Source organism: Pseudomonas koreensis (assembly GCF_024169245.1).
GTDB classification, from domain to species: Bacteria; Pseudomonadota; Gammaproteobacteria; order Pseudomonadales; family Pseudomonadaceae; genus Aquipseudomonas; species Aquipseudomonas koreensis_F.
In genome coordinates this window covers 1-23421 of sequence record NZ_JALJWP010000001.1, presented here as the reverse complement: position 1 = coordinate 23421, position 23421 = coordinate 1, and the positions used below count along the sequence as shown (strand labels likewise).

Annotated in this window: 22 protein-coding genes; 6 read left to right on the top strand and 16 right to left on the bottom strand. The window is 60.0% G+C overall.

All coding sequences use genetic code 11. The annotated features are described in order from the left end of the window. Positions 1-28 precede the first annotated feature (28 nt). From J2Y90_RS00110 to J2Y90_RS00070, 9 genes are all read right to left on the bottom strand, one after another. Positions 29-358, bottom strand: coding sequence for a GlpM family protein (locus J2Y90_RS00110; protein ID WP_172667875.1), 330 nt, complete (start codon positions 356-358; stop codon positions 29-31). Positions 359-366: 8 nt separating this feature from the next. Continuing rightward, positions 367-1692: a sigma-54-dependent transcriptional regulator gene (locus J2Y90_RS00105; RefSeq protein WP_024014166.1), complete on the bottom strand. Its 1326-nt coding sequence runs from the start codon at positions 1690-1692 to the stop codon at positions 367-369. Continuing rightward, positions 1689-3590: a sensor histidine kinase gene (locus tag J2Y90_RS00100; protein WP_253495529.1), complete on the bottom strand. Its 1902-nt coding sequence runs from the start codon at positions 3588-3590 to the stop codon at positions 1689-1691. The genes J2Y90_RS00105 and J2Y90_RS00100 overlap by 4 nt, the downstream gene beginning before the upstream one ends. Positions 3591-3745: 155 nt before the next feature. Further along, a complete protein-coding gene (locus J2Y90_RS00095) occupies positions 3746-4480 on the bottom strand; it encodes an amino acid ABC transporter ATP-binding protein (protein WP_016773390.1) in 735 nt (244 codons plus the stop codon). Continuing rightward, positions 4477-5148, bottom strand: a complete 672-nt coding sequence (locus J2Y90_RS00090) for an amino acid ABC transporter permease (RefSeq protein WP_253495526.1) — start codon at positions 5146-5148, stop codon at positions 4477-4479. Before J2Y90_RS00090 ends, J2Y90_RS00095 begins: the two co-directional genes overlap by 4 nt. Beyond that, positions 5148-5894 (bottom strand): amino acid ABC transporter permease, encoded by a 747-nt coding sequence (locus J2Y90_RS00085; protein ID WP_056790046.1) that lies wholly within the window; start codon positions 5892-5894, stop codon positions 5148-5150. The genes J2Y90_RS00090 and J2Y90_RS00085 overlap by 1 nt, the downstream gene beginning before the upstream one ends. Before the next feature lie 200 nt (positions 5895-6094). Next, positions 6095-7009, bottom strand: coding sequence for a glutamate/aspartate ABC transporter substrate-binding protein (locus J2Y90_RS00080; RefSeq protein WP_253495523.1), 915 nt, complete (start codon positions 7007-7009; stop codon positions 6095-6097). Positions 7010-7282: 273 nt separating this feature from the next. Further along, positions 7283-7693 (bottom strand): DUF4440 domain-containing protein, encoded by a 411-nt coding sequence (locus J2Y90_RS00075; protein WP_253495520.1) that lies wholly within the window; start codon positions 7691-7693, stop codon positions 7283-7285. After that, on the bottom strand, positions 7690-9042 hold the full coding sequence (locus J2Y90_RS00070; protein ID WP_253495517.1) for an MFS transporter: 1353 nt from the start codon (positions 9040-9042) through the stop codon (positions 7690-7692). The genes J2Y90_RS00075 and J2Y90_RS00070 overlap by 4 nt, the downstream gene beginning before the upstream one ends. Before the next feature lie 106 nt (positions 9043-9148). On the opposite strand from J2Y90_RS00070, the gene J2Y90_RS00065 reads away from it, so the two are divergent. After that, positions 9149-10036: a LysR family transcriptional regulator gene (locus J2Y90_RS00065; protein ID WP_253505007.1), complete on the top strand. Its 888-nt coding sequence runs from the start codon at positions 9149-9151 to the stop codon at positions 10034-10036. 335 nt (positions 10037-10371) lie between these two features. Here J2Y90_RS00065 and glpD read toward each other — a convergent pair whose 3' ends face one another. From glpD to J2Y90_RS00045, 4 genes are all read right to left on the bottom strand, one after another. Continuing rightward, complete coding sequence (gene glpD, locus J2Y90_RS00060) at positions 10372-11907, bottom strand: glycerol-3-phosphate dehydrogenase (protein ID WP_253495515.1); 1536 nt, start codon at positions 11905-11907, stop codon at positions 10372-10374. Positions 11908-12203: 296 nt separating this feature from the next. Continuing rightward, positions 12204-12959 carry a DeoR/GlpR family transcriptional regulator gene (locus J2Y90_RS00055; RefSeq protein WP_007953179.1) on the bottom strand — a complete coding sequence of 252 codons (756 nt, stop codon included), beginning with the start codon at positions 12957-12959 and terminating at the stop codon, positions 12204-12206. A 95-nt stretch (positions 12960-13054) separates the two neighbouring features. Beyond that, a complete protein-coding gene (glpK, locus tag J2Y90_RS00050) occupies positions 13055-14557 on the bottom strand; it encodes a glycerol kinase GlpK (protein WP_126366033.1) in 1503 nt (500 codons plus the stop codon). 77 nt (positions 14558-14634) lie between these two features. Continuing rightward, positions 14635-15486, bottom strand: coding sequence for an MIP/aquaporin family protein (locus J2Y90_RS00045; protein ID WP_253495512.1), 852 nt, complete (start codon positions 15484-15486; stop codon positions 14635-14637). Positions 15487-15837: 351 nt separating this feature from the next. On the opposite strand from J2Y90_RS00045, the gene ybaK reads away from it, so the two are divergent. Together ybaK and J2Y90_RS00035 are read left to right on the top strand one after the other, a co-directional pair. Next, entirely contained in the window at positions 15838-16308 is a 471-nt protein-coding gene (gene ybaK / locus J2Y90_RS00040; RefSeq protein ID WP_253495509.1) for a Cys-tRNA(Pro) deacylase, read from the top strand. A gap of 99 nt (positions 16309-16407) precedes the next feature. Further along, on the top strand, positions 16408-17190 hold the full coding sequence (locus J2Y90_RS00035) for a PhzF family phenazine biosynthesis protein (RefSeq protein ID WP_253495506.1): 783 nt from the start codon (positions 16408-16410) through the stop codon (positions 17188-17190). 108 nt (positions 17191-17298) lie between these two features. Here the strand turns inward: J2Y90_RS00035 and J2Y90_RS00030 are convergent, their stop codons facing one another. Together J2Y90_RS00030 and argF are read right to left on the bottom strand one after the other, a co-directional pair. Further along, positions 17299-18408: an ABC transporter ATP-binding protein gene (locus J2Y90_RS00030; RefSeq protein ID WP_253495502.1), complete on the bottom strand. Its 1110-nt coding sequence runs from the start codon at positions 18406-18408 to the stop codon at positions 17299-17301. Then, positions 18405-19325 carry an ornithine carbamoyltransferase gene (gene argF / locus J2Y90_RS00025; protein WP_253495499.1) on the bottom strand — a complete coding sequence of 307 codons (921 nt, stop codon included), beginning with the start codon at positions 19323-19325 and terminating at the stop codon, positions 18405-18407. Before argF ends, J2Y90_RS00030 begins: the two co-directional genes overlap by 4 nt. 407 nt (positions 19326-19732) lie before the next feature. On the opposite strand from argF, the gene J2Y90_RS00020 reads away from it, so the two are divergent. The 3 genes from J2Y90_RS00020 to grxD all read left to right on the top strand — a co-directional run bounded on the left by J2Y90_RS00020 (position 19733) and on the right by grxD (position 22703). Beyond that, a complete protein-coding gene (locus J2Y90_RS00020) occupies positions 19733-20023 on the top strand; it encodes a hypothetical protein (protein ID WP_253495496.1) in 291 nt (96 codons plus the stop codon). 135 nt (positions 20024-20158) lie between these two features. Continuing rightward, positions 20159-22264, top strand: a complete 2106-nt coding sequence (locus J2Y90_RS00015; protein WP_253495493.1) for a molybdopterin oxidoreductase family protein — start codon at positions 20159-20161, stop codon at positions 22262-22264. Positions 22265-22361: 97 nt separating this feature from the next. Next, positions 22362-22703: a Grx4 family monothiol glutaredoxin gene (gene grxD / locus J2Y90_RS00010; protein WP_016773402.1), complete on the top strand. Its 342-nt coding sequence runs from the start codon at positions 22362-22364 to the stop codon at positions 22701-22703. Positions 22704-22830: 127 nt separating this feature from the next. Here grxD and bfr read toward each other — a convergent pair whose 3' ends face one another. After that, on the bottom strand, positions 22831-23304 hold the full coding sequence (bfr, locus tag J2Y90_RS00005; protein ID WP_042607368.1) for a bacterioferritin: 474 nt from the start codon (positions 23302-23304) through the stop codon (positions 22831-22833). Positions 23305-23421 lie beyond the last annotated feature (117 nt).

Genomic DNA, 23421 nt, shown 5'->3' with positions numbered 1-23421 from the left:
GTCGTTCCGATGAGGGTAGCCTCTGATCTTAACTGTGCAGCCGCACCCAGACCGTGACCAGCACCGTCGCCGCCATCAACCACGCCACCGCCGCCACGGCCAGCGATGCTTCCAGACGCATGCGGTCGACCATCACATACAACGTCGCCAGATAGATGAAGTACGGAATGATCGACCACATGCCAAACACGATCGTGGTCTTCAGGTCGTCGACCGAGCGGCCCTTGCCGACGATGTAATGCGCAATCAGGGCAAAGGTCGGAAACAGCGGTACCAGGCCGGCGATGTAGTAGTTTCTGGTCTTCGACAGCGCAGCGAGGATCAGCACCACTGCGGCGCCGATAGCGGCTTTGAGAATCAGATCCATCAGTGGCTCAGCCCGTACTTTTTGACTTTGTCGAACAGCGTGGTCTTGGCCATGCCGAGTTCCTGGCTGGCCTGGGTCAGGTTGCCGCCGCTGCGTTGCAAGGCGTCGACCAGCAGGTTGCGCTCGAAGGCTTCCACCGCTTCGGCAAATGCCAGACCCTGACCGGCGCTGGCCCCGGATTTCTTGAAGGCCGGCAGGCCGAGGGCGAAGCGTTCGGCGACGTTGCGCAGTTCGCGCACGTTGCCCGGCCAGTCGTGGCTCATCAGGTTCGACAGGGTCTGGTTGTCCAGCTCCGGCAGCGCGCGGTCGAAGCGCAATGCCGATTGCTGGGTGAAGTGCTCGAACAGTTGCAGGATGTCTTCGCGGCGTTCGCGCAGTGGTGGCAATTCCAGGGTCACGACGTTGAGGCGGTAGTACAAGTCGCTGCGAAACTCGCCGGCCTTGCTCGATTCGTCGAGGTCGGATTTGGTTGCCGCGATCACCCGGCAATCCACCGCCACGCTCTGGTTCGAACCGAGGCGTTCGAGCGTGCGTTCCTGCAATACGCGCAGCAGTTTGATCTGCAACGGCAGCGGCATGCTTTCCACTTCGTCGAGGAACAGCGTGCCGCCGTCGGCGTGTTCGATCTTGCCGATGCGGCGTTTGCCGGCGCCGGTGAAGGCGTTGGCTTCGTGGCCGAAAATCTCGCTTTCAAAAAGGTTTTCCGGCAGACCGCCGCAGTTCAGCGCGACGAACTGTTTGCTGTGGCGCCGACTGAAATCGTGCAGGCAGCGGGCGACCAGTTCCTTGCCGGTGCCGGTCTCGCCTTCGATCAAGACGTTGGCCGAGGTGTCGGCGACGTTGGCGATCAGTTCGCGCAGGTTCTGCATTGCCGGCGAGCGACCGATGATCCGCCCTTCCAGCGAATCGCGTTCAGCCAGTTGCCGACGCAATGACGACACCTCACGGGCGAGGCTGCGTTGCTCCAGCGCACGCCGCGCGACATCGACCAGACGCTCCGGCGAGAACGGTTTCTCCATGAAGTCATAGGCGCCTTTCTGCATGGCGCCGACGGCCATGGAGATGTCGCCGTGGCCGGTGATCAGCACCACCGGCAGGCTGCGATCGCGTTGCTTGAGGCGGGTGAGCAATTCCAGGCCATCGATGCCCGGCAGGCGGATGTCGCTGATGACGATGCCGGCGAAGTTGTCGCCGACCTGCGCCAGCGCTTCTTCGGCACTGCCGACGCCGATGCACGGAATGTCTTCGAGGGTCAGCGCCTGTTGGCAGCCGAGCAGTACATGGGGATCGTCTTCGACAATCAGCACACTGAGTTCGGGGTTCATATTGGCTCGGCAGGAAGAGGGCTTACCAACGGTAAACTGAGGACGAAAGTGGTGCCACCGCCGGCCGGGTGTTCGACACCCAGGTGCCCGCCAGTGGCCGCGGCGAGGCTGGCGGACAGGGTCAGACCCAGCCCCAGGCCTTGCTCGCCAGGTTTGGTGGTGAAGAACGGTTCGAACAGATGCTTGCGCGCTTCAGCGTCGATGCCGTGGCCGTTGTCGCGCACCCGCAGGCGATACTTGCCGTTGAACTCTTCACCCTCCAGCCACAGTTGCGGCTGCGGTTGCGCATGCATGGCGTCGAGGGCGTTGCCGATCAGGTTGACGAGGATCTGTTCGAGGCGGGTCTGATCGATCTGCACCTGCACGTCGGCAAACTGCCGATGAATCTGCAGCTCGGTGTGTTCCAGGCGCGCGCCGAGCACTTGCAACGCGGCGTCGACGGCTTTGCCGAGACTGGCCTGACCCTTGTTGTCGCCGCGCCGGGCAAACGAACGCAGGCTGGCGGTGATCCGGCCCATGCGGTCGATCAGGTCGTTGATGGTCTTGAGGTTGGTGCTGGCGACGTCGAGCTGGCCGCGCTCGAGAAAGCGCACGGTGTTGCCCGACAGCGTGCGCATGGCGGCCAGCGGCTGGTTCAATTCATGGGCGATGCTCGTCGACATCTGCCCGATGGCGGCGAGTTTGCCGGCCTGCACCAGTTCATCCTGGGCGCGGCGCAAGGTCTCTTCGGCCTGGCGACGCTCGCGGATCTGACTCTTCAGCCGTTCGTTGCTGGCGCGCAAGTCGGCGGTGCGTTCGGTAATCCGACGCTCCAATTGGCTGTTGGCTTCCTGCAACGCTTCGCGCGCGGCGAGGCGGGTGGCGAGGACTTTGCGCCGCTCGTTCCAGGCAATCAGCAGGAAGGCAAACAGGGCAAACGCCACCGCCACCAGAATGCCTTGGTTGATCGCTTCGCGGCGCAGATCCTGCAACGGCGTGAGCAAGGTGAAATTCCACGGCGTGTCGCTCAGCAGCCGGGTTTGCGCCAGGTAACTGATGTCGTCTTCGTCGGGCTGCAATTCGCTGTTGGCCGGGAAGGTCAGTTTTTCCACACCTTCGGCCAGTGTCTCGCGGGCCAGCGGTTGCAGTTCGTTGAGCGGGAACCAGTAGTACTGCAGGCTGCGCGCGAGTTTTTCCTTTATCTCGTCGCTCAGCGGGATCACCGATTTCAGCCGCCTGGCCGGGTCGCTGGAAAGAATGATGATGCCGTTCTCATCGCTGACGAACGCTTCCAGACGCGCCCGTTGCCAGCGTTCTTCCATGGCTTCCAGACGCACTTTGACCACCGCGACACCGATGATCTTGCCGTGCTCTTCGAGGCCATGGGCGAGGTAGTAACCGGGTTCGCCATTGGTGCTGCCGATGCCGTAGAAACGCCCGGGCTGGCCGCGCACGGCGTCCTTGAAATAGGCGCGAAAGGACAGGTCTTCACCCAGGTAACTGTCGACATCGCGCCAGTTGCTGGTGGCCATGACCCGGCCGGTGGTGTCCATCACGTAGATGGCCCGACTGCGGCTGCGGCGGTTCAGGCCCTCGAGGTAATCGTTGACCGTCTGCCGGTGCTCCGGGGTCGGGTCGGCCAGCAACTGCGGCACACTGGTTTCGAGTTCCAGCAGGCTGGGCAGGTAGGTGTATTTGCTGATCTCGCTTTCGACCGCGCGGGCGTGCAGTTCCAGCTGACGCTGGCCGTTCTCGCCGAGGCTGCGGATGCCGAAGTGTTCACTGGTCCAGAAGCCGATGAAACCCAGTCCGACCATCAGGGCGATGATCAGTGGCGGCAGGAACAGATGGCGGATCAGACGGGGCTTCACGGCAAGTGATGGCTTTGCAGCGCGATAAAGAGTGGGGTCGCATTTCATCACAGATGCCTTGGGTCAACCACAACACTTGCAGGCTCACCACTTTCCATGTGGGAGCGAGCTTGCTCGCGAAGGGGCCGGTACATTCAACATCACTGTTGATGGAGAAAACGCCTTCGCGAGCAAGCTCACTCCCACAGGTATTGTGGTGGTTGTTAGTGCTGCAGGATTTTCTCGAGGAAGTGCTGCGCGCGTTCGGAGCGGGCGCTGATGTCGCCGAAGAATTCCTCTTTCGGGCAGTCTTCGATGATCTTGCCCTGGTCCATGAAGATCACCCGGTCGGCCACTTTACGGGCGAAGCCCATTTCGTGGGTCACGCACATCATGGTCATGCCTTCGTGAGCCAGTTGCACCATCACGTCGAGTACTTCGTTGACCATTTCCGGGTCGAGCGCCGAGGTCGGTTCGTCGAACAGCATGACGATCGGGTCCATCGCCAACGCACGGGCAATCGCCACACGCTGTTGCTGACCACCGGACAGTTGCCCCGGATGCTTGTGGGCGTGCGCCGACAGGCCGACGCGCTCAAGCAGCTGCAGACCCTTTTTGGTCGCCTCTTCCTTGCTGCGGCCAAGCACCTTGATCTGCGCGATGGTCAGGTTTTCGGTGATGGTCAGGTGCGGGAACAGCTCGAAATGCTGGAACACCATGCCCACGCGCGAACGCAGTTTCGGCAGGTTGGTCTTCGGGTCGGCGATCGATGTGCCGTCAACCACCACGTCGCCTTTCTGGAACGGCTCCAGGGCGTTGACGCACTTGATCAGCGTCGACTTGCCGGAACCCGACGGGCCGCAGACCACGATCACTTCGCCTTTCTTGACCTCGGTGCTGCAATCAGTCAGCACCTGGAAGTCCCCATACCACTTGTTGATGTTTTTGATAGAGATCATACGGCGAACCTTTTCTGCAGACGCTTGACCAGCCGCGAGGCGGCGAAGCTGATGATGAAGTACACGAGACCGGCGAAAATCAGGAACTCATTGGAGCGGCCGATGATGTCGCCGCTGGCGCGCGAGGCGTTGAGGAAGTCCACCAGGCCTACGGTGTAGACCAGCGAGGTGTCCTGGAACAGGATGATGCTCTGCTGCAGCAACAGCGGGGTCATCTTGCGGAACGCCTGCGGCAGGATGATCAGGCGCATCATCTGCCCGTAGTTCATGCCCAGTGCTTGCGCAGCACCCATCTGGCCTTTGGAAATCGACTGCACACCGGCACGGACGATCTCGCAGAAGTACGCCGCTTCGAACATCATGAACGCCACGACGCAGGAGGTGAACGCGCCGATCGGCGTGTCTTCGCCGGTGATCCAGCGCAGCACGAACGGCACCGCCAGGTAGAACCAGGTGATCACCAGCAGCAGCGGAATCGAGCGGAAATAGTTGACGTAAGCGCCAGCAACGCTCGACAGCAACTTGTTGTGTGACAGACGGCACAGCGCGAGGATCGTGCCGAGAATCATCCCGCCGATCACGCCCATGGCCATCAGCTTGAGGGTCATCACCATGCCGTTCCACAAGCCGGGAATGGCCGGGACGATGCCACTGAAATCGAATTCCATTATTTACCCCCCACGGAGATCAGGCCGGGCACCGCGACTTTCTTCTCGACCAGGCGCATCAGCAGCATCAGGCTCATGTTGAGGGTGAAATAGATCAGCGTCGCCAGGGTGAACGCTTCGAACAGGTTGGCCGAGAACTCGGCGGTCTGTTTGGTCTGCGCCAGCAATTCCATCAGACCGATCAAGGACGCCACGGAGGAGTTCTTGAACACGTTGAGGAATTCCGAGGTGAGCGGCGGAATGATGATCCGGTAGGCCTGGGGCAGCAGCACGTTCCAGTAGATTTGCGGCAGTTTGAAACCCATCGCGCGGGCGGCGGATTCCTGGCCACGGGGCAGCGCCTGGATACCGGTGCGCACTTGCTCGCAGACACGGGCGGCGGTGAACAGACCGAGGCAAACGACAACGCTCAGGTAGGCCGAAGTGGTCGGGTTGAGGTCCTGCTTGTACCACTCCTGCAGATCCGGCGGCAGCAGATCGGGCACCAGGAAGTACCAGATGAACAGCTGCACCAGCAGCGGCACGTTACGGAACAGCTCGACGTAGCAGGTCGCAATGCCCGATACGATGCGGTTCGGTACGGTGCGCATGATGCCCAGCAGCGAGCCAAGCAGCAGGGCGATGATCCACGCCACGACGGCGATGGCGATGGTCCAGCCCAGACCGGAGATGAACCAGTCGAGATATGTCTCGCTGCCCACGCCGGTGGACTTGAAGAACACGCCCCAGTCCCAGTTGTAATTCATTAGGGTCTCCCCTCGATTCGATCGATGTACAAGTGCCCGCCTGGGGAACTCCGTTCCCTCCCCAGTCTTTTTTCAAAGACCGGGCACACGCGATCGGCTCGACAGCCACCGGTTCGAGTGTTTCCAGAAAAATGCCAGCAGGGAGTGACCATCCCCTGAAAAGGCAGGCGCCTCCTCAGGGGATAAGGTTAGTCAGAAAATCAGGACTTCTTGTCGTCAGCCGCTTTGTCGGTCGGATTGGCGATCAGGTTCTTGAGCTCGTCGCTCATCGGGAAGTTCAGGTTCAGGCCTTTTGGCGGAATCGGCTGCATGAACCACTTCTCGTAGATCTTGTTGATTTCGCCCGATTTGTAGGTGGCGACGATGGCGTCATCCACAGCCTTTTTGAACGGCGCATCGCCTTTGCGCATCATGCAGCCGTAGATTTCGTACGACTGTGGCGTGCCGGTCACTTCCCAATCGGCGGCTTTCTTGGCCTTGGCGGCTTCGCCGGCGAGCAGGGCGTCGTCCATCATGAACGCAACGGCACGGCCCGATTCCAGCATCTGGAACGACTCGCCGTGGTCTTTGGCGGAGATGACGTTCATGCCCATCTGCTTGTCAGCGTTCATCGCCTTGAGGATGCGCTCGGAGGTGGTGCCGGCGGTGGTCACGACGTTCTTGCCTTTCAGATCGTCGAAATCCTTGTACTTGGAGTCTTTCTTGGACAGAAGACGGGTACCGATTTCGAAGATGCCGACGGAGAAGTCGACCTGCTGCTGACGCTCGACGTTGTTGGTGGTCGAACCGCACTCGACGTCCACGGTGCCGTTCTGCACCAGCGGGATACGGGTTTGCGAGGTAACGAGGTTGTATTTGACTTGCAGGTTCGGCAGGTCGAGGTCTTTCTTGATCGCTTCGACGATGGCCAGCTGGATATCGTGCGAGTAGCCGACCGGCTTGCCGGAAGCATCAGCGATGTAGGAGAACGGAATGGAGGCGTCACGGTGGCCCAGGGTGATGACACCGGACTCTTTGATCTTCTTCAGGGTGCCGGTGAGCTCGGCGGCGAAAACTGGCGTGCTGATCAGAGCGGCAGCAATGGCTGCGCCCAGGATATGGGGAACGATGCGCATCAAATTTTCCTCGACATTGTTTTTTTTATGGAGCCAGTTTATCGGCCCTTTTTGTGCTTCGAATGCCTGACGGCTCCTGAAGTGTTGGCACAGCAGGCATTCGTCGAGAGAGTGTAGAGCATGACTCGTGCCAGAGCAGGCGTCATAGATTAAGTTATTGTTTTGTAACGTTATTAAAGATTTGTGACAGCGATTTTATGAGGATCTGATCCGGTTAACCGAATCGACTGTGGAGTCGCGTTCGGAAAACCGAATGACTCGTAGCGTACAGGTTCAAGACTCCCGGTTCAGTGGCGTTTCATGCAAATACAGCCACTTCAGCCCGGCTGGCTGCGCGCTCAGGATCGCCACCGACACTCGCGAATGTTCAGCGCCGTTCAAACGATGGGTTTCTACGTAGCTCACGGCCAGCGTCCCGTCCTGCTGCCAAACCGTGTGCACATCGCTGATCTCGATATCGAGTCCCTTCTTGGCGCCCACGGCACTCCTGAACAGCTGCTCGACCTCGGGCCGGTTCAACGGGATCGCCGAGATGCCAACCATGCTGAAATCTCCAGCAAATGCCTGCATCAACGGCTCGATGCTCGCGGCGCCATTGCCGTCGGCATCGGTGAATACCCGGAGGATCAGCTCGTGGATGTGGTGAATACTGTGTTCGGCCAGTTCGATCAGATTCTTTGTCATGGGCGTTCCTTTGCAGGGGGCAGTTGATTCATTTGCAACAGCGGTAACAGACCGACCAGCGCTGCGATCGCGAAAGTCGCGTGATAGGCCTGCGTAGTGTCGAGCTGCTGGAGCAGCACATTGAAGATCATCAGAAACAGTGCGGCACCGAGGCTGAAAGACATCTGGCGATTGATGTTCCAGATGACACTGGCCTTGTGCATGTCGCCGTCGGTGAAATCCATCATCGATGTGGTCTGCGCGGTATTGGCACCGATGCCGCCACCGATGCCCATCAGGCTGTAAGCGATCACGATGATCCACTGATCACCTGGCGCACTGACCAGCACCAACGTGGCAATGCCGGCGCTGTGCAACAGCATGCCGAGGGTGAACAGGCGCCTGGCGCCGACCCGGTTGTAGACCCGTCCGCAAATGGTCATCGCAATGAACGCACCGATGGCGTAGACGAGCATGAACATTCCCGTCAGCCGGGCGCTGAAGTGCAGGGTGCTCTGCAGGTAGAAAATGCTCATCAGGTTGACCCCGGTGAACACGCCCGGAATCGCGTAATAGATGAAAATCGACGTGCTGAGTTTTTTGCTTCTGAGCAGGCTCAAGTCGATGATCGGGTTGTTGCAGCGGCGGTAGTGCAGCAGATACAGCGCGACGAATATCAGCCCCGCAATGACAAAACCCAGCGCTGGCCATGGCGGATAGTCGCCGCCGTACAGCGACATCCCCATCAGTAGACTGGCGAGCGCCGAGCTGACCAGCAACAGGCCCTGGATATCCGGACGCTGAAGTTCGGCGGGTCGGCTTTCCCTGATCCACAACCAGGACAGCGCGGCGGCAAGCAGCGAAAACGGAATGTTGCTGTAAAACACCCAGCGCCAGGAGCTGAGGTCGACAATGAGGCCGCCCACGGTGGGTGAAATCGCCGGTGCGATCAGTGCGACGGCCATCACCAGCGTGGATATTTTCGCCCGTTGCTCACCTTGGAACAGATTGAACGTCAGCGCGTGCCCGACCGGAATCAACAGGCCGCCGCCGATGCCCTGGACGAAGCGCCAGATCACCAGTTCCTCGAAGCTGTCTGCCTGGCCGCACAGCCACACCGCCGCTGCAAACAGCAACATCGAGGCCGTCAGAATTTCGCGGCTGCCCAAGCGTGCGGCCAGCCAGGTGCTCACCGGAACGATCAGCGTCAGGCCGAGAATGTAAGCATTGCCAACCCACGCCACCGCTGAGCTGTTGACGTGCAACGTTGCCGACAGACTGGGCAGCGCCACCGCCGACATGAAGATGTTGATGCAGTCGATAAAGAAGCCGAGCAGGAACACCGACGCGACTTTATAGCGGTAACTCATGCTGTTTTCCCCTTTGTCGTCGAGCATAGGGGCGATAGACTCCGGCCGTCGATGCAATGGGGCTGAACACAATGTTTGAAGGGATTGAACCGTGACGCAGGGCGCCCTGCACACGCACTTGAATCGGGTGCAGACGTTTCTGGCGATCGTCGAACTGGGTTCGTTCACCAAGGCTGCGAGCCATCTGACCCTCAGCCGGGCCATGGTCAGCCTGCACATCAAAACGCTGGAAGCGGCGTTGTCTACAACTCTGCTGATGCGCAACAGTCGTGCTGTGTCGCTGACCGAGGCGGGGCAGAGCTTTTACAACGAATTCAAAACCATCGTTGCCGATATCGACACAGCCTTCGACAGGGTGATGCACGGCACAAAGCGCGTTTCGGGAACGTTGCGGATCAGTTCCACCAGTGAATACGGCGAGCGATTCATCCTGCCGCTGATTCCGCTGTTCGCCGAGCGCTATCCGCACATCCGCCTGTGCTACGACTTCAACTCTTCGCTCAATGATCTGCTTGCCGAACGGCTGGATCTGGTGGTTCGCCTGGGCAATCTGCCGGACTCGGCGTTCAAAAGCCGGAAACTGGCGGACTATGACATTGTGCTGGTGGCGACTGAAGGGTTTCTGGCCCGCCATCCGGTAAAAACGCCGCAGGATCTCAATGCCGTACCGTGGATTGCCAACAGCAATTTGCTGGCGCCGACGCAGTGGGTTTTACGCGATGGTGTGGGGGAGGGGGTCGAGGTCAGTGGCACGAGTCAATTCCAGTCAAATTCCTCGACGGCGATTCGTTCGATGACCTTGTCGTCGCTGGGGGTGTCGGTGTTGCCGGCGTGGATGGTTGAAGACGATTTGGCCTGCGGGCATCTGGTGCGCGTGTTGCCGGAATACTCGCTGCCGTCACAGCCGATCAGCCTGGTGTTTCCTGATACGCCGCATCTGCCGCAGAAATCGCGGGTGTTTATCGATTTTCTATTGGCGCATCTGGGGCGCTGAAATCAAAAGCCCCTCACCCCAACCCTCTCCCGGAGGGAGAGGGGACTGACCGAGTTGTTCCTGCGAGCTTCGCCGACCTGACATCCCGCGCCGAACTCAAGTCGTGAAAAAGCACTCACACCGCTTCCTTCCTCCCTCACCCCAGGATTTGAATTCCACCCGGATGGCTCCTTCCCGCGAGCGCCGGACTTGAGAATTTCCCCAATCTGCTCCCTTTCCCCCTCGCCCCCTTGGGGGGAGAGGGCTGGGGTGAGGGGGGGTGGATCTTGCGGGCACAACAAAAAGCCCCTGAATCTCACAATTCAGGGGCTTTCGTTCAAGCGATGGGGCGAAGATCAAGCCGCCTCGATCTTCCGGTTCTGCTCGACCTTGCCCAGATACGTCGCCAGCTTCTGCTGCTCGTCCGGTGTGGTGAACAACCCAAGCTTGGTACGGCGCCACAGAATGTCATGCGCCGTGGTCGCCCACTCTTCGCTGCACAGGTAATCGACTTCACGGGTGTAGAGACCGCCGCCGATGTGCTCACCCATGTCGGCCAGCGTTTCCACGCCTTCAAGCATGCGCCAGGTGCGGCTGCCGTAAGTGACGGCCCAGCGCCGGGCGATTTCCGTCGGGACGAAATCGAACTTGTCGCGAATCCGCGCGCTCAGGGCCTCTGGCGTGGTCATGTCTTCGCCGCCGGGTAGCGTGGCGGTGGCGGTCCAGCTCGGGCGCATCTGGGTGAAGAACGGCATCAACTGCGCCATCGCCGACTCGGCGAGTTTGCGATACGTAGTCAGCTTGCCGCCGAACACCGACAGCAGCGGCGCTTCTTCAGCGTTGCCCGACAGCGCCAGGGTGTAATCGCGGGTGACGGCGGACGGGTTGTCGGATTCGTCGTTGCACAGCGGACGTACACCCGAGTAGCTGTGCAGGATGTCTTCGCGGCTGACTTGCTTCTTGAAGTGGGCGTTGACCACTTTCAGCAGGTAATCGGTTTCGCTTTCGGTGATCGCCACTTTCGCCGGGTCGCCGGTGTATTCGCGGTCGGTGGTGCCGATCAGGGTGAAGTGGTTCAGGTACGGAATGGTGAAGACGATACGCTGATCTTCGTTTTGCAGAATGTGCGCGTGCTCGCCTTCGTACAGTTTCGGCACGATGACGTGGCTGCCCTGAATCAAACGGATGCCGTACGGCGACTCCATCTTCAGGTCGTCGCGGATGAATTTGGCAACCCACGGGCCGGCGGCATTCACCAGCGCTTTTGCGGTGATCGAAAACAGGCTGCCGTCGGCGCGCTCCAGATGCAGATGCCACAGGCCCTTGGTGCGTCGGGCACTGACACAGCGGGTCTGGGTGTGTACGTGGGCGCCTTTCTCACGCGCAGCCATGGCGTTCAATACGACGAGGCGGGCGTCATCAACCCAGCAGTCGGAGTATTCGAAGCCTTTCCTGATTTCGCTTTTCAGCGCGCTGTCGGCGCCAAACTTCAGACTTTTCGAACCTGGCAACTTTTCGCGCTTGCCGAGGTTGTCGTAAAGGAACAGGCCGGCACGGATCATCCATGCCGGGCGCAGGTGCGGACGGTGCGGCAGGACGAAACGCATCGGTTTGACGATGTGCGGCGCCTTGGCCAGCAGCACTTCGCGCTCGGCCAGTGCTTCGCGCACCAGACGGAATTCGTAATGTTCGAGATAGCGCAAGCCCCCGTGGATCAGCTTGCTGCTGGCCGACGAGGTGTGGCTGGCCAGGTCATCTTTTTCGCAAAGGAACACCGAAAGACCGCGACCGGCGGCATCCGCTGCGATCCCCACGCCATTGATCCCGCCGCCGATCACGGCAACGTCATAGATCTCGGAGAGAAGGGGCGTACGCAAGGTAGAGGTGGACATCGGCTGGCCTCGGTTCTTTTGGTTTTATGTCTTGGAAATCGAACATTAATGTTCATTTGCGAAAATGGTAGCCCATAAAGACGCGCACAGCCAGTCACGTTCGATTGAAAAAACTCATCGAAGGGCAGAGAAAGGAAAATATTCGAACATTAAATGCGCGCAAAAGCGCGGAGGCTGTAACCGATCGTTCCCATGCTCCGCGTGGGAATGCATCCATCGACGCTCTGCGTCGGCTTTTGGAGTGGGACGCAGAGCGTCCCGGGCTGCATTCCCACGCGGAGCGTGGGAACAAGCAACTAGACGACTTCCAGGCGAATCTTGTGCTGGCTCAGCAACTGCGCCAGCGCCGGCACCGGTTGCTGATCGGTGACCAGGCAATCGATCAGGCTGATCGGCCCTAGTCTAATCATTGCATTGCGCCCGAACTTGCTCGAGTCCGCCGCCAGGATCACCTGCCGCGCGTTGGCAATGATCGCCTGGCTCACCCGCACTTCCTGATAATCGAAGTCGAGCAGGCTGCCGTCCTCATCGATCCCGCTGATGCCGACCAGGGCGAAATCGACCTTAAATTGGTTGATGAAGTCCACGCTCGCCTGACCGACCACACCGCCGTCACGCCGCACGTTACCGCCGGTCAGCAGCACATCGAAATCATCCTTGGCGCTGAGCATCGAGGCGACATGCAGGTTGTTGGTGATGATCTTCAGGTGACTGTGATTGAGCAGGGCGCGAGCGATCGATTCGGTGGTCGTACCGATATTGATGAACAGCGAGGCGTGATCGGGGATCTGCGCGGCAATGGCTTCACCGATACGTTGCTTTTCATCGCGCATCTGATCGGCACGCATCGCATACGCGGTGTTTTCGACACTGGAATCGTAAGCGGCGCCACCGTGGTAGCGACGCAGCAGATTGGCTTCCGCGAGCTGATTGATGTCGCGGCGGATGGTTTGCGGGGTGACAACGAACAGCGTGGCCATTTCCTCGATGCTCACATAGCCGCGTTCGCGGACCAGCTCGAGGATTTGCTGCTGACGGGGAGGCAGATTCATGGGGCTTCCTTTGGGCTGCCAAGCAAAATTTGCCCATGATGCCGCAGGAATCTGCTCCCTACCAGTTTGATACCCTTCTGGAACTGCACGTTGGCTTATTCAGCGTCCTCGCGCGCCCAGTCACGGGTGCGGCTGACGGCTTTTTTCCAGCCTTTGTACAGTTTCTCTTTTGCGGCTTCGTCGAGGCTCGGTTCGAACTCGCGCTCAATCACTGCCTTGCCGCGCAGTTCTTCCAGGCTGCCCCAGAAACCGCAGGCCAGACCGGCCAGATACGCCGCGCCCAGTGCAGTGGTTTCGCGCATTTGCGGGCGTTCGACCTGGGTGCCGAGGATGTCGGCCTGGAACTGCATGAGGAAGTTGTTCGCCACCGCGCCGCCGTCCACGCGCAGGGCCTTGAGGCGTTCGCCGGAGTCCTGTTGCATGGCGTCGAGTACATCGCGGGTCTGGTAGGCGATCGATTCCAGCGCGGCGCGGATGATGTGATCGACACGCACGCCGCGCGTCAGGCCGAACAACGCGCCCCGGGCATACGGGTCCCAGTACGGTGCGCCGAGACCGGTGAACGCCGGCACCAGATAGACGCCGTTGCTATCCTTGACCTTGTTGGCGAAGTATTCTGTGTCGTGGGCGTCGTTGACGATTTTCAATTCGTCGCGCAGCCACTGCACGGTGGAGCCGCCGTTGAACACCGCACCTTCCAGAGCGTAAGCGACTTCGCCGCGCGGGCCGCAGGCGATAGTGGTGAGCATGCCGTGCTGGGATTTCACCGCTTTGTCGCCGGTGTTCATCAGCAGGAAGCAGCCAGTGCCGTAGGTGTTTTTCGCCTGGCCCGGCTCGACGCACATCTGCCCGAACAGCGCCGCTTGCTGGTCGCCGGCAATACCGCCGATGGCGATGCCGCTCTTGGTGCGACCGTAGATTTCCGAAGAGGCTTTGACTTCCGGGAGCATCTCGCGCGGGATGTCGAGAATCTCCAGCATCTTCGAATCCCACTCCAGCGAGTGGATGTTGAAAAGCATGGTGCGCGAGGCGTTGGTGTAGTCGGTGACGTGCACCTTGCCGCCGGTGAATTTCCAGATCAGCCAGCTATCGACGGTGCCGAACAGCAGTTCGCCGTTGCGTGCACGCTCGCGGCTGCCTTCGACGTTGTCGAGGATCCACTTGAGTTTGGTGCCGGAGAAGTACGGGTCGGTGACCAGGCCAGTGGTGTCGCGGATGTAGTCTTCGTGGCCGTCGCGCTTGAGCTGCTGGCAGATCTCGGTGCTGCGGCGGCACTGCCAGACGATCGCGTTGTACACCGGGCGGCCGGTGGTCTTGTCCCAGACTACGGTGGTCTCACGCTGGTTGGTGATACCGATCGCGGCCACCTGGTCGTGGTGCAGGCCGGCCTGGGCCAGTGCCTCAACCATCACTGCGCTCTGGGTGGCGAAGATTTCCATCGGGTCGTGCTCGACCCAACCGGCCTGCGGATAGTGCTGAACGAATTCGCGCTGCGCGGTGCAGACCACGTTCGCGTCGCGGTCGAAAATGATCGCGCGGGAGCTGGTCGTACCCTGATCAAGGGCAATGATGTAGTTCTTGTTCTGAATGTCGGTCATGTCGATTGCCTTGGACGAAAAAAACGAGAGTGGGCCATGGCGCAGGCTCGGATGGGCAGGAGCCGGCGCCGACTGTTTCAAGAAGTTCTTGGTTTGCCGTCAATGGCCGGTTCTGCATCCTTTGTAGCAGGTGTGACGCCGGTCAGGTGACGGGCGATGAGCCCGCGATACCCGGCAGCGCCGAGGCAGGCACCGACAATCGGTGCAAAAATCGGAATCAGGAAATACGGAATGTCACGTCCACCGGTGAAGGAAATTTCACCCCAACCGGTAAAGAAAGTCATCAGTTTCGGACCGAAGTCACGCGCCGGGTTCATCGCGAAACCGGTCAGCGGGCCCATCGCACTGCCGATCACGGCAATCAGCAAACCGATCAGCAGCGGTGCCATCGGGCCTCTTGGCAGACCGTTGTTGTCATCGGTCAGGGCCATGATCACGCCCATCAGGATCGCGGTGATGATCATCTCGACCAGAAATGCCTGAGCCGTCGACAGCACCGGGTTCGGGTAAGTCGAGAACACCGACGCCAGTTCCAGGCTGGCGGCCGAACCACGCACCATCTGGTGGGTTTGTTCGTAATCGAAGAACAGGTTGCTGTAGAGCGTGTAGACCAGCAGCGCGCCGCAGAAGGCGCCGGCAATTTGCGCGAGGATGTAGAACGGCAGTTTGCGCTTTTCGAAGTCGGCGAAGATCGCCAGAGCAATGCTCACGGCCGGGTTCAGGTGCGCGCCGGATACCCCGGCGGTGAGGTAGATCGCCATGCTCACGCCGACGCCCCAGATGATGCTGATCTCCCACAGGCCGAAGCTGGCGCCCGCGACTTTGAGCGCGGCGACACATCCGGTGCCGAAGAAGATCAAAAGGGCCGTGCCGAGAAACTCGGCCATGCATTGGCCGGAAAGCGAAGGTTGCGGTAAAGCAGCTGTCATTGAAAACCTCGGTTCTTTTTCTTGTGTGGCGCCTTGCCAACGGAGCAGGGCGCGATCTTCACCGGGTTGGAATCCCCATTCGGTTCCCGGGTTACTGCTGGGTACTGCGTTGACCATAATTCTTACATTATTCAGATTCGAAAAAATATAGACAAGAAACAAACCTGTCAAAGGTCGAAAGTGAACCGCCGGTCACAATAAAACTATTCGCTGTGTGAATGATCAGCGCAGGTGGTTGACTGAATATGCCGCCGAGCCGCGGGAATCGCGGGCGGCGCTAGAGCCTTTTGCCGATTGATGACCTAGAATCGGCCGCAGGTTTTTTCTGAGATTGCCGAACCCGGAGCTGCCATGACCCCAGCGTTGGACTTGTTGAAAAAAGTTCGTGCCGAACATCGCGTGCACAGTTTCGAACATGATCCGAAGGCCGCGTCCTACGGGCTGGAGGCAGCGGAGAAGCTCGGACTCGAACCGGCGCAGGTGTTCAAAACCCTGCTGGCCGCCAGTGAAAAAGGTGAATTGCTGGTGGCTGTGGTGCCGGTCGTCGGAACGCTCGACCTCAAAGGGCTGGCGCACGCCGCCGGAGTGAAAAAAGCCGAAATGGCCGATCCGGCTGCTGCGCAACGTTCCACTGGCTACCTGTTGGGCGGCATCAGCCCGCTCGGGCAGAAGAAACGCCTGCGTACCTTCATCGATAATTCCGCTCAGGGGTTCGCGACTATTTATGTGAGTGCCGGGCGGCGAGGACTGGAAGTGGAATTGGCACCGGCGGTGCTGGCCGAGCACACCCAGGCGCAGTTCGCCGATATCGGCCGGGCTTAAAATGCGCGCCAGCTGTATGAAGAAAAAATTGCGCTTCTGTCACTGGCACTGATCCGGGCCGCCGTTGCATGCTCGATCGACCAATTCAGGGAGAAAATCATGCAGCTTGCGTTTCATCAGGTCGACGCTTTCAGCGATCGGCCGTTCAGTGGCAACCCGGCGATGGTCTATCGGCTCGACAGCTGGCTGGCCGATGACTTGATGCAGAAAATTGCCGCCGAACACAACCTGGCGGAAACCGCATTTCTCGTTCGCGAAGGCCAGGCCTGGCATATCCGCTGGTTTACCCCGACCACTGAAGTGCCGTTGTGCGGACACGCGACCCTGGCCAGCGCGTTTGTGCTGTTCGAAATCCATAAGGAAAGTGCCGAGCGCATCGACTTCACCTGCAAGTCTGGCGCGCTGAGTGTCAGCCGCGAGGGCGACCGCTTGTGGCTGGATTTCCCGACGATCATCCCCTCGGAAATCGGCGTGACGCTGGATGTCGAGCGGGCGCTCGGCGTTGAGGCGGTTGATGTGCTCGGCTCCAACGAATTGTTCGTGGTGCTGGAGTCGGAACAAGCCGTGCTCGACTGCAAGCCGGACATGGCCGCGCTGGCGAAACTGCCGTGGCTGGGCGCGATCGTTACTGCGCGTGGCAATCAGCATGACTTCGTCTCGCGCTATTTCGCCCCGGCGATCGGCATCAATGAAGACCCGGTGACCGGTTCGACGCATTGCAGCCTGATTCCGTATTGGGCCAAGCGCTTGGGCAAGTCGAACCTGACCGCGTGCCAGCGCTCGGCGCGGGGCGGGGAGTTGTTCTGTCGATTGGAGGGTGAGCGGGTGAAGATTGGCGGCAATGCGACGCTGGTGGCCAGCGGCACCCTGCATCTGAGCTGACCGCAATCCCTCCTGTAGGAGCTGCCGAAGGCTGCGATCTTTTGACTTTCAAGATCAAGATCAAAAGATCGCAGCCTTCGGCAGCTCCTACACGGGAAGGGTGTTCGATCAGAGGCTGGTGCTGAATCGGCGGACGCCGTTTTCCACCGCCGGAATCTGCGCCGCCGTGCTGCCGGACGCCTGGAACAGCACCAGGTGATCCGCCGCTACGCGAATCCCGACCTGCGCGCCGACCAGATGATCGGCATGGCTGGGGAAGATCGATTCCAGCTGCGCCCCGGTCGGCAATTGCAGGCGGTACAGGGTGGCCGCGCCCAAAAACGTCTTGCCGACAATCTGCGCCTGCAATGCGCTGTCCGGCGCATAGACAATGTCATCCGGACGCAACAGCACATCCACCGCACCGCCGATCGGCCAGGTGTAAGCGCGATTGCCGCGCAGTTCACCCAGCTCGGTCTGCACCGATTCCGGGCTGATAAGCTGGCCGCGAATGAAGTAACCCTGACCGATGAAACTGGCGACATATGGCGTCGCCGGTTCGTGATAGAGGTTGTAGGGCGTGTCCCACTGTTCCAGCCGACCTTCCTTGAATACACCAACGTGATCGCTGACGGCGAAGGCCTCTTCCTGATCGTGGGTGACCAGAATCGCGCTGGTGCCACGGGCCTTGAGAATGTCCCTCACCTCATGGCTGAGCTTGCGGCGCAACTCGCCATCGAGGTTGGAGAACGGCTCGTCGAGCAGCAGCAGTTGCGGCTCCGGCGCCAGGGCGCGGGCGAGGGCGACCCGCTGTTGCTGGCCGCCGGACAACTCGTGGGGGAAGCGCTTGCCGAGGTTCTTCAGATTGACCAGTTCCAGCAGTTCCTCGACCACGCGCGTCTTGTGTGGGTGCTTGCGAATGCCGAAGGCGATGTTGTCGGCCACGCTCAGGTGCGGGAACAGCGCGTAGTCCTGAAACACCATGCCGATCCGACGTTTCTCCGGCGCCAGGGTGAAACCGGCGCTGGAGAGGGTTTCGCCACCGAGGGTGATTTCGCCTTCATGCACCGGTTCGAAACCGGCGATGGCGCGCAGGGTGGTGGTCTTGCCGCAGCCGGACGAGCCGAGCAGGCACCCTATGTCACCGGCGTTGAGGTGCAGATTGAGGTTCTGCACCACGCGTTGATCTTGATAGCCGCAAGCGAGGTTGCGCAGGTTCAGCAGTAATTCATGGCTCATGCGTGGTGATATGCCGGTTCGACGAGGAACTCGAGCAGGGCCTTCTGTGCGTGGAGACGGTTTTCTGCCTGATCCCAGGCGACGGAGCGCGGGTCATCGAGCAGGTCGAGACTGATTTCTTCGCCACGGTGCGCCGGCAGGCAGTGCATGAACAGCACGTCCTCGGCAGCGAGGTCGAGCAGGGCACGGTTGACCTGGAACGGCGCGAACAGCTTGAGGCGCTTGGCAGTTTCCTCTTCCTGACCCATCGAAGTCCAGACGTCGGTGCTGACCAGATGCGCGCCGCGTACGGCGTCTTGTGGATCACGCACGATGGTTACGCGATCACTAGCCCTGGCGACAAACTCAGGGTTCGGCTCGTAACCTTCCGGGCAGGCGACGCGCAGCTGGAAGTCGAACTGGATCGCCGCTTCTATATAGCTGTTGCACATATTGTTGCCGTCACCGATCCAGGCCACGGTCTTGCCCTGGATCGAGCCACGGTGCTCAAGAAAGGTCTGCATGTCAGCGAGCAACTGGCACGGGTGCAGATCATCGGACAGGCCGTTGATCACCGGCACGCGCGAGTTAGCGGCGAATTCGGTCAGGGTGCTGTGGGCGAAGGTGCGGATCATCACCGCATCGAGCATGCTCGACATGACGATGGCGCAGTCGCTGATCGGCTCGCCACGGCCCAGTTGGGTGTCGCGCGGGGACAGGAAGATCGCCTGGCCGCCGAGCTGGATCATCCCGGCCTCGAAGGAGATCCTTGTACGTGTCGAGGATTTCTCGAAGATCATCCCCAGCACGCGGTTTTTCAGAGGCTCGAACAGTACGCCGCGGTTACGCAGGTCCTTGAGCTCAACGCCTCGACGGATCACGCTGACCAGCTCTTCGGGCGTGCAATCCATCAGGGAGAGAAAGTGCCTTGCGCTCATCATTGACTACCTTTTTGCTACAGACCGCAGATGCTCAAAGCCTTGTTTAACGGAACAACGGGCGAGACCTGCGGCGTAAGCCGCACGGGGCGACGAAAATGGGGGGAAGGCGCGATATTGACACTAAATGTCGCGTTATGCCAATAGGGTACTTTTTCAGCGGGATTCGGAGCGCGAACCGAGCATTTCGATCACGCAATTTGACGCCGGATTCAGTACAGCGGTGAGCCTCTTTGTACACTGGCCCCGCCGCGCTTGGCAATGCGCCGCGACGGCAACGCAGCGGTCCTGGTCGGTTTGTGAACGCTGCGCCATGGATTCGCTTGGTCGGATGTTCAGACTGAAACATTTGCTAAAGCAAAGTGCTGGGTTATAAATAAGTTTCGAGCGACGCAGGAAGCCTCCGCATGGAATCGAAAGAAAAACTGTTAATGGAACTGCTGGGCCACACGGCTCGCTCTCTGACCCATCTCACCGCCTCGGTCACCTCGATGTCTTTCGAGTTGCTGCGCAGTGAAGACGAAGTGGTGAAATCCGCCGGTCGGCACATGATCGATCGCATGGCCACCATCAGCGCCGGGCTCGATGAGCATTGGCGCTTGATCGGCGAACTCACCGGCGTGCACGTCGCTCACGAGCAGATTGAAACCATCCAGGAAATCCAGCTGGCAGCACCGCCGCAGTTGCCGCCGAACTGATCGCGGCGATTTATCGGCTGTCCTGATAACCGTCGATTCACAAGACGAACGTCGCTGGCGCCGCCTCTGCGCACGGGCCATAGTTTTGTTCCCGCGGGCGTGATTGCCTGCTCCCGAACAAGACAGAGACTGGCCATGACCAAGACTCTTCATCACCGTGCGTGCCACCTGTGCGAAGCCATTTGCGGGCTGACCATCGAAACCACAGAAACCGATGGTCAGGTCGCAATCACCTCGATCAAGGGCGATGCCCTCGATACCTTCAGTCGTGGCCATATCTGCCCGAAAGCCGTGGCCCTGCAAGATATCCAGAATGATCCGGATCGCCTCCGCCAGCCGATGCGTCGGGTCGGCAGCGAATGGCTGCCGATCGAATGGGACGAGGCGTTCGCTCTGGTGGCCGAGAAACTGGCGGCGATTCAGGAACGTCATGGCCAGAACGCCGTTGCGGTCTATCAGGGCAATCCGAGCGTGCACAACTACGGCCTGATGACCCACAGCAACTACTTCCTCGGTTTGCTGAAAACACGCAATCGCTATTCGGCAACCTCGGTCGATCAATTGCCACATCACCTCAGCAGCTACCTGATGTACGGCCACGGTTTGCTGTTGCCGATTCCGGACATCGATCACACCGATTTCATGTTGATCCTCGGCGGCAACCCGCTGGCCTCCAACGGCAGCATCATGACCGTGCCGGATGTCGAGAAACGCCTGAAGGCTATTCAGGCACGCGGTGGCAAAGTGGTGGTGGTCGATCCGCGGCGCAGCGAAACCGCAGCGATAGCTGATCAGCATGTATTCGTCCGCCCGGGCGGCGATGCGGCGTTGCTGTTCGGCATGCTCAATACGCTGTTCAGCGAAGGTCTGACCCGCGACAGCCATTTGCCGGTCGATGGCCTGGACGAGGTTCGCAGCGCGGTGGCGGCGTTCAGCGCCGAGGCCATGAGCCCGCTCTGCGCGGTGCCTGCCGAGCAGATCCGTCAACTGGCGCGCCACTTCGCTGCCGCGCCGAGTGCGGTCTGCTATGGACGCATGGGCGTTTCGACCCAGGCCTTCGGCACCTTGTGTCATTGGCTGGTGCAACTGATCAACCTGGTCACCGGCAACCTCGACCGCGTTGGCGGTGCCTTGTGCACCGAGCCCGCGGTGGATCTGGTGGCGTCAACCTCGGGCGGGCATTTCAACAAGTGGCAGAGCCGGGTTTCCGGACGGCCGGAATACGGCGGCGAGTTGCCGGTGTCGGCGCTGGCCGAAGAAATGCTCACCGCAGGCGAAGGGCAGATCCGCGCGTTGATCACCGTGGCCGGCAACCCGGTGTTGTCGACGCCCAACGGCCGGCAATTGGAGCAGGCGCTGGACGGCCTCGACTTCATGCTCAGCATCGACCTGTACATCAACGAAACTACGCGCTACGCCGATCTGATCCTGCCGTCGACTTCGGCGCTGGAGAACGATCACTACGACACCACCTTCAATCTGTTCGCGGTGCGCAACGTCACTCGCTTCAATCGCGCGATTCTCGCCAAGCCTGAGGGCGCGCTGCATGACTGGGAGATCTTCGTCGGGCTGGCAAAGGCGTTCGCCGAGAAAACCGGCAAAGAGCTGAAACCGACCATGCCGCCGGCGAAGATGATCGACATGGGCCTGCGCATGGGCCGCTACGGTGACGCGTCCGGGCACAAGCTTTCGCTGGCGACGCTGTTCGATCATCCGCACGGCGTTGATCTGGGCGCACTCAAGCCGAATCTGGCGCCACGCCTGAAAACGCCGAATCAGCATATTCAGGCCGCACCGCCAGAAATCCTCGCCGACCTCGCACGCTTTTCCGCGTTGCAGGCGCCGGCTGCCGATGAATTGCTGATGATCGGCCGTCGACATGTGCGCAGTAACAACTCGTGGATGCACAACTTTCATCGATTGGTGAAGGGCAAGCCACGGCATCAATTGCTGATGCACCCGGATGATCTGGCCAGCCGTGGTCTGGCCGACGGGCAACGGGTCCGGGTGAGCTCGCGGGTCGGGCAGATCGAAGTGGAGGTGCTCGCCAGTCTCGACATGATGAAAGGTGTGGTCAGCCTGCCGCACGGTTGGGGCCATGCGCGCCCGGGCGTGCAAATGGCGATCGCCAGTGGCCAGCCGGGATCGAGCGCCAATGACCTGACCGACGAATGTCAGCTCGACGAATTGTCGGGCAATGCGGCGCTGAACGGCGTACCGGTGACGGTTGCGGCGGCTTGAGCAGGTCTGTCGGGGAGACCGAGCATGGCGCTCGGGATTCCGCTACAATGCGCCACCGTGCCGACCTCTGAGTCGGAAAGTTCAGCCGAGGTGCTCCATGGATATCATCGAAACGATTAAAGAGCAGATTGCCAACAACACCATTCTGCTTTACATGAAAGGCTCGCCGAATGCCCCGCAGTGCGGCTTCTCCGCAAAGGCTGCGCAGGCTGTGATGGCCTGTGGTGAAAAGTTCGCGTACGTGGACATCCTGCAGAACCCGGAAATCCGCGCCAACCTGCCAAAGTACGCCAACTGGCCGACTTTCCCGCAACTGTGGGTCGGCGGTGAGCTGGTCGGCGGCAGCGACATCATGACCGAGATGGCTGCAGACGGTTCGCTGCAAAGCACCATCAAGGCGGCAGTTGAAGCGGCTGCGGCGAACAAGTCCGAAGCCTGACTCGCGTCTCCTGTAGGAGCTGTCGAGTGAAACGAGGCTGCGATCTTTTGATCTTCGGCCAATAAAAAGCCCCGCACCTCCAAAGAGGGCGGGGCTTTTTAGTGTCTCGGATCCGGCGAATGTCAGATCATTCTTCGCCCATCTGCGACTGCAGATAGTTTTCCAGACCGATCTTGTCGATCAGGCCGAGCTGGGTTTCCAGCCAGTCGATGTGTTCTTCTTCCGACTCGAGGATGTCTTCGAGCAGTTCACGGCTGCCAAAGTCGCCAACGGTTTCGCAATGAGCAATGGCGGCTTTCAGATCGGCGTGGCCGGTCTTTTCGATGCGCAGGTCGCACTCAAGCATTTCGCGGGTGTGTTCGCCGATGTGCAGTTTGCCCAGGTCCTGCACGTTCGGCAGGCCTTCGAGAAACAGGATGCGCTTGATCAGCTTGTCCGCGTGCTTCATCTCGTCAATGGATTCTTTGTATTCGTGCTTGCCGAGCTTGTTCAGACCCCAATCTTCGTACATGCGCGCATGCAGGAAGTACTGATTGATCGCGACCAGCTCATTGGCAAGGATCTTGTTGAGATGCTGGATGACTGTAATGTCGCCTTTCATGATCGGAGTCCTGCCCTGTATTAACCGTATATAAGGCGGAGTTTGAGCTTGGTATTTATAAGTGTCAAACCTAAGTTGTTGAATAATAAATGAAAATTAATCGGAATAAGAATGTTT

Bases quoted from the DNA above. Each gene is read 5' to 3' on its own strand.
- J2Y90_RS00105 (WP_024014166.1), bottom strand. From the start codon at position 1,692: ATGAACCCCGAACTCAGTGTGCTGATTGTCGAAGACGATCCCCATGTA.
- J2Y90_RS00100 (WP_253495529.1), bottom strand. From the start codon at position 3,590: ATGAAATGCGACCCCACTCTTTATCGCGCTGCAAAGCCATCACTTGCC.
- J2Y90_RS00095 (WP_016773390.1), bottom strand. From the start codon at position 4,480: ATGATCTCTATCAAAAACATCAACAAGTGGTATGGGGACTTCCAGGTG.
- J2Y90_RS00090 (WP_253495526.1), bottom strand. From the start codon at position 5,148: ATGGAATTCGATTTCAGTGGCATCGTCCCGGCCATTCCCGGCTTGTGG.
- J2Y90_RS00085 (WP_056790046.1), bottom strand. From the start codon at position 5,894: ATGAATTACAACTGGGACTGGGGCGTGTTCTTCAAGTCCACCGGCGTG.
- J2Y90_RS00080 (WP_253495523.1), bottom strand. From the start codon at position 7,009: ATGCGCATCGTTCCCCATATCCTGGGCGCAGCCATTGCTGCCGCTCTG.
- J2Y90_RS00075 (WP_253495520.1), bottom strand. From the start codon at position 7,693: ATGACAAAGAATCTGATCGAACTGGCCGAACACAGTATTCACCACATC.
- J2Y90_RS00070 (WP_253495517.1), bottom strand. From the start codon at position 9,042: ATGAGTTACCGCTATAAAGTCGCGTCGGTGTTCCTGCTCGGCTTCTTT.
- glpD (WP_253495515.1), bottom strand. From the start codon at position 11,907: ATGTCCACCTCTACCTTGCGTACGCCCCTTCTCTCCGAGATCTATGAC.
- J2Y90_RS00055 (WP_007953179.1), bottom strand. From the start codon at position 12,959: ATGAATCTGCCTCCCCGTCAGCAGCAAATCCTCGAGCTGGTCCGCGAA.
- glpK (WP_126366033.1), bottom strand. From the start codon at position 14,557: ATGACCGACATTCAGAACAAGAACTACATCATTGCCCTTGATCAGGGT.
- J2Y90_RS00045 (WP_253495512.1), bottom strand. From the start codon at position 15,486: ATGACAGCTGCTTTACCGCAACCTTCGCTTTCCGGCCAATGCATGGCC.
- ybaK (WP_253495509.1), top strand. From the start codon at position 15,838: ATGACCCCAGCGTTGGACTTGTTGAAAAAAGTTCGTGCCGAACATCGC.
- J2Y90_RS00035 (WP_253495506.1), top strand. From the start codon at position 16,408: ATGCAGCTTGCGTTTCATCAGGTCGACGCTTTCAGCGATCGGCCGTTC.
- J2Y90_RS00030 (WP_253495502.1), bottom strand. From the start codon at position 18,408: ATGAGCCATGAATTACTGCTGAACCTGCGCAACCTCGCTTGCGGCTAT.
- argF (WP_253495499.1), bottom strand. From the start codon at position 19,325: ATGAGCGCAAGGCACTTTCTCTCCCTGATGGATTGCACGCCCGAAGAG.
- J2Y90_RS00020 (WP_253495496.1), top strand. From the start codon at position 19,733: ATGGAATCGAAAGAAAAACTGTTAATGGAACTGCTGGGCCACACGGCT.
- J2Y90_RS00015 (WP_253495493.1), top strand. From the start codon at position 20,159: ATGACCAAGACTCTTCATCACCGTGCGTGCCACCTGTGCGAAGCCATT.
- grxD (WP_016773402.1), top strand. From the start codon at position 22,362: ATGGATATCATCGAAACGATTAAAGAGCAGATTGCCAACAACACCATT.
- bfr (WP_042607368.1), bottom strand. From the start codon at position 23,304: ATGAAAGGCGACATTACAGTCATCCAGCATCTCAACAAGATCCTTGCC.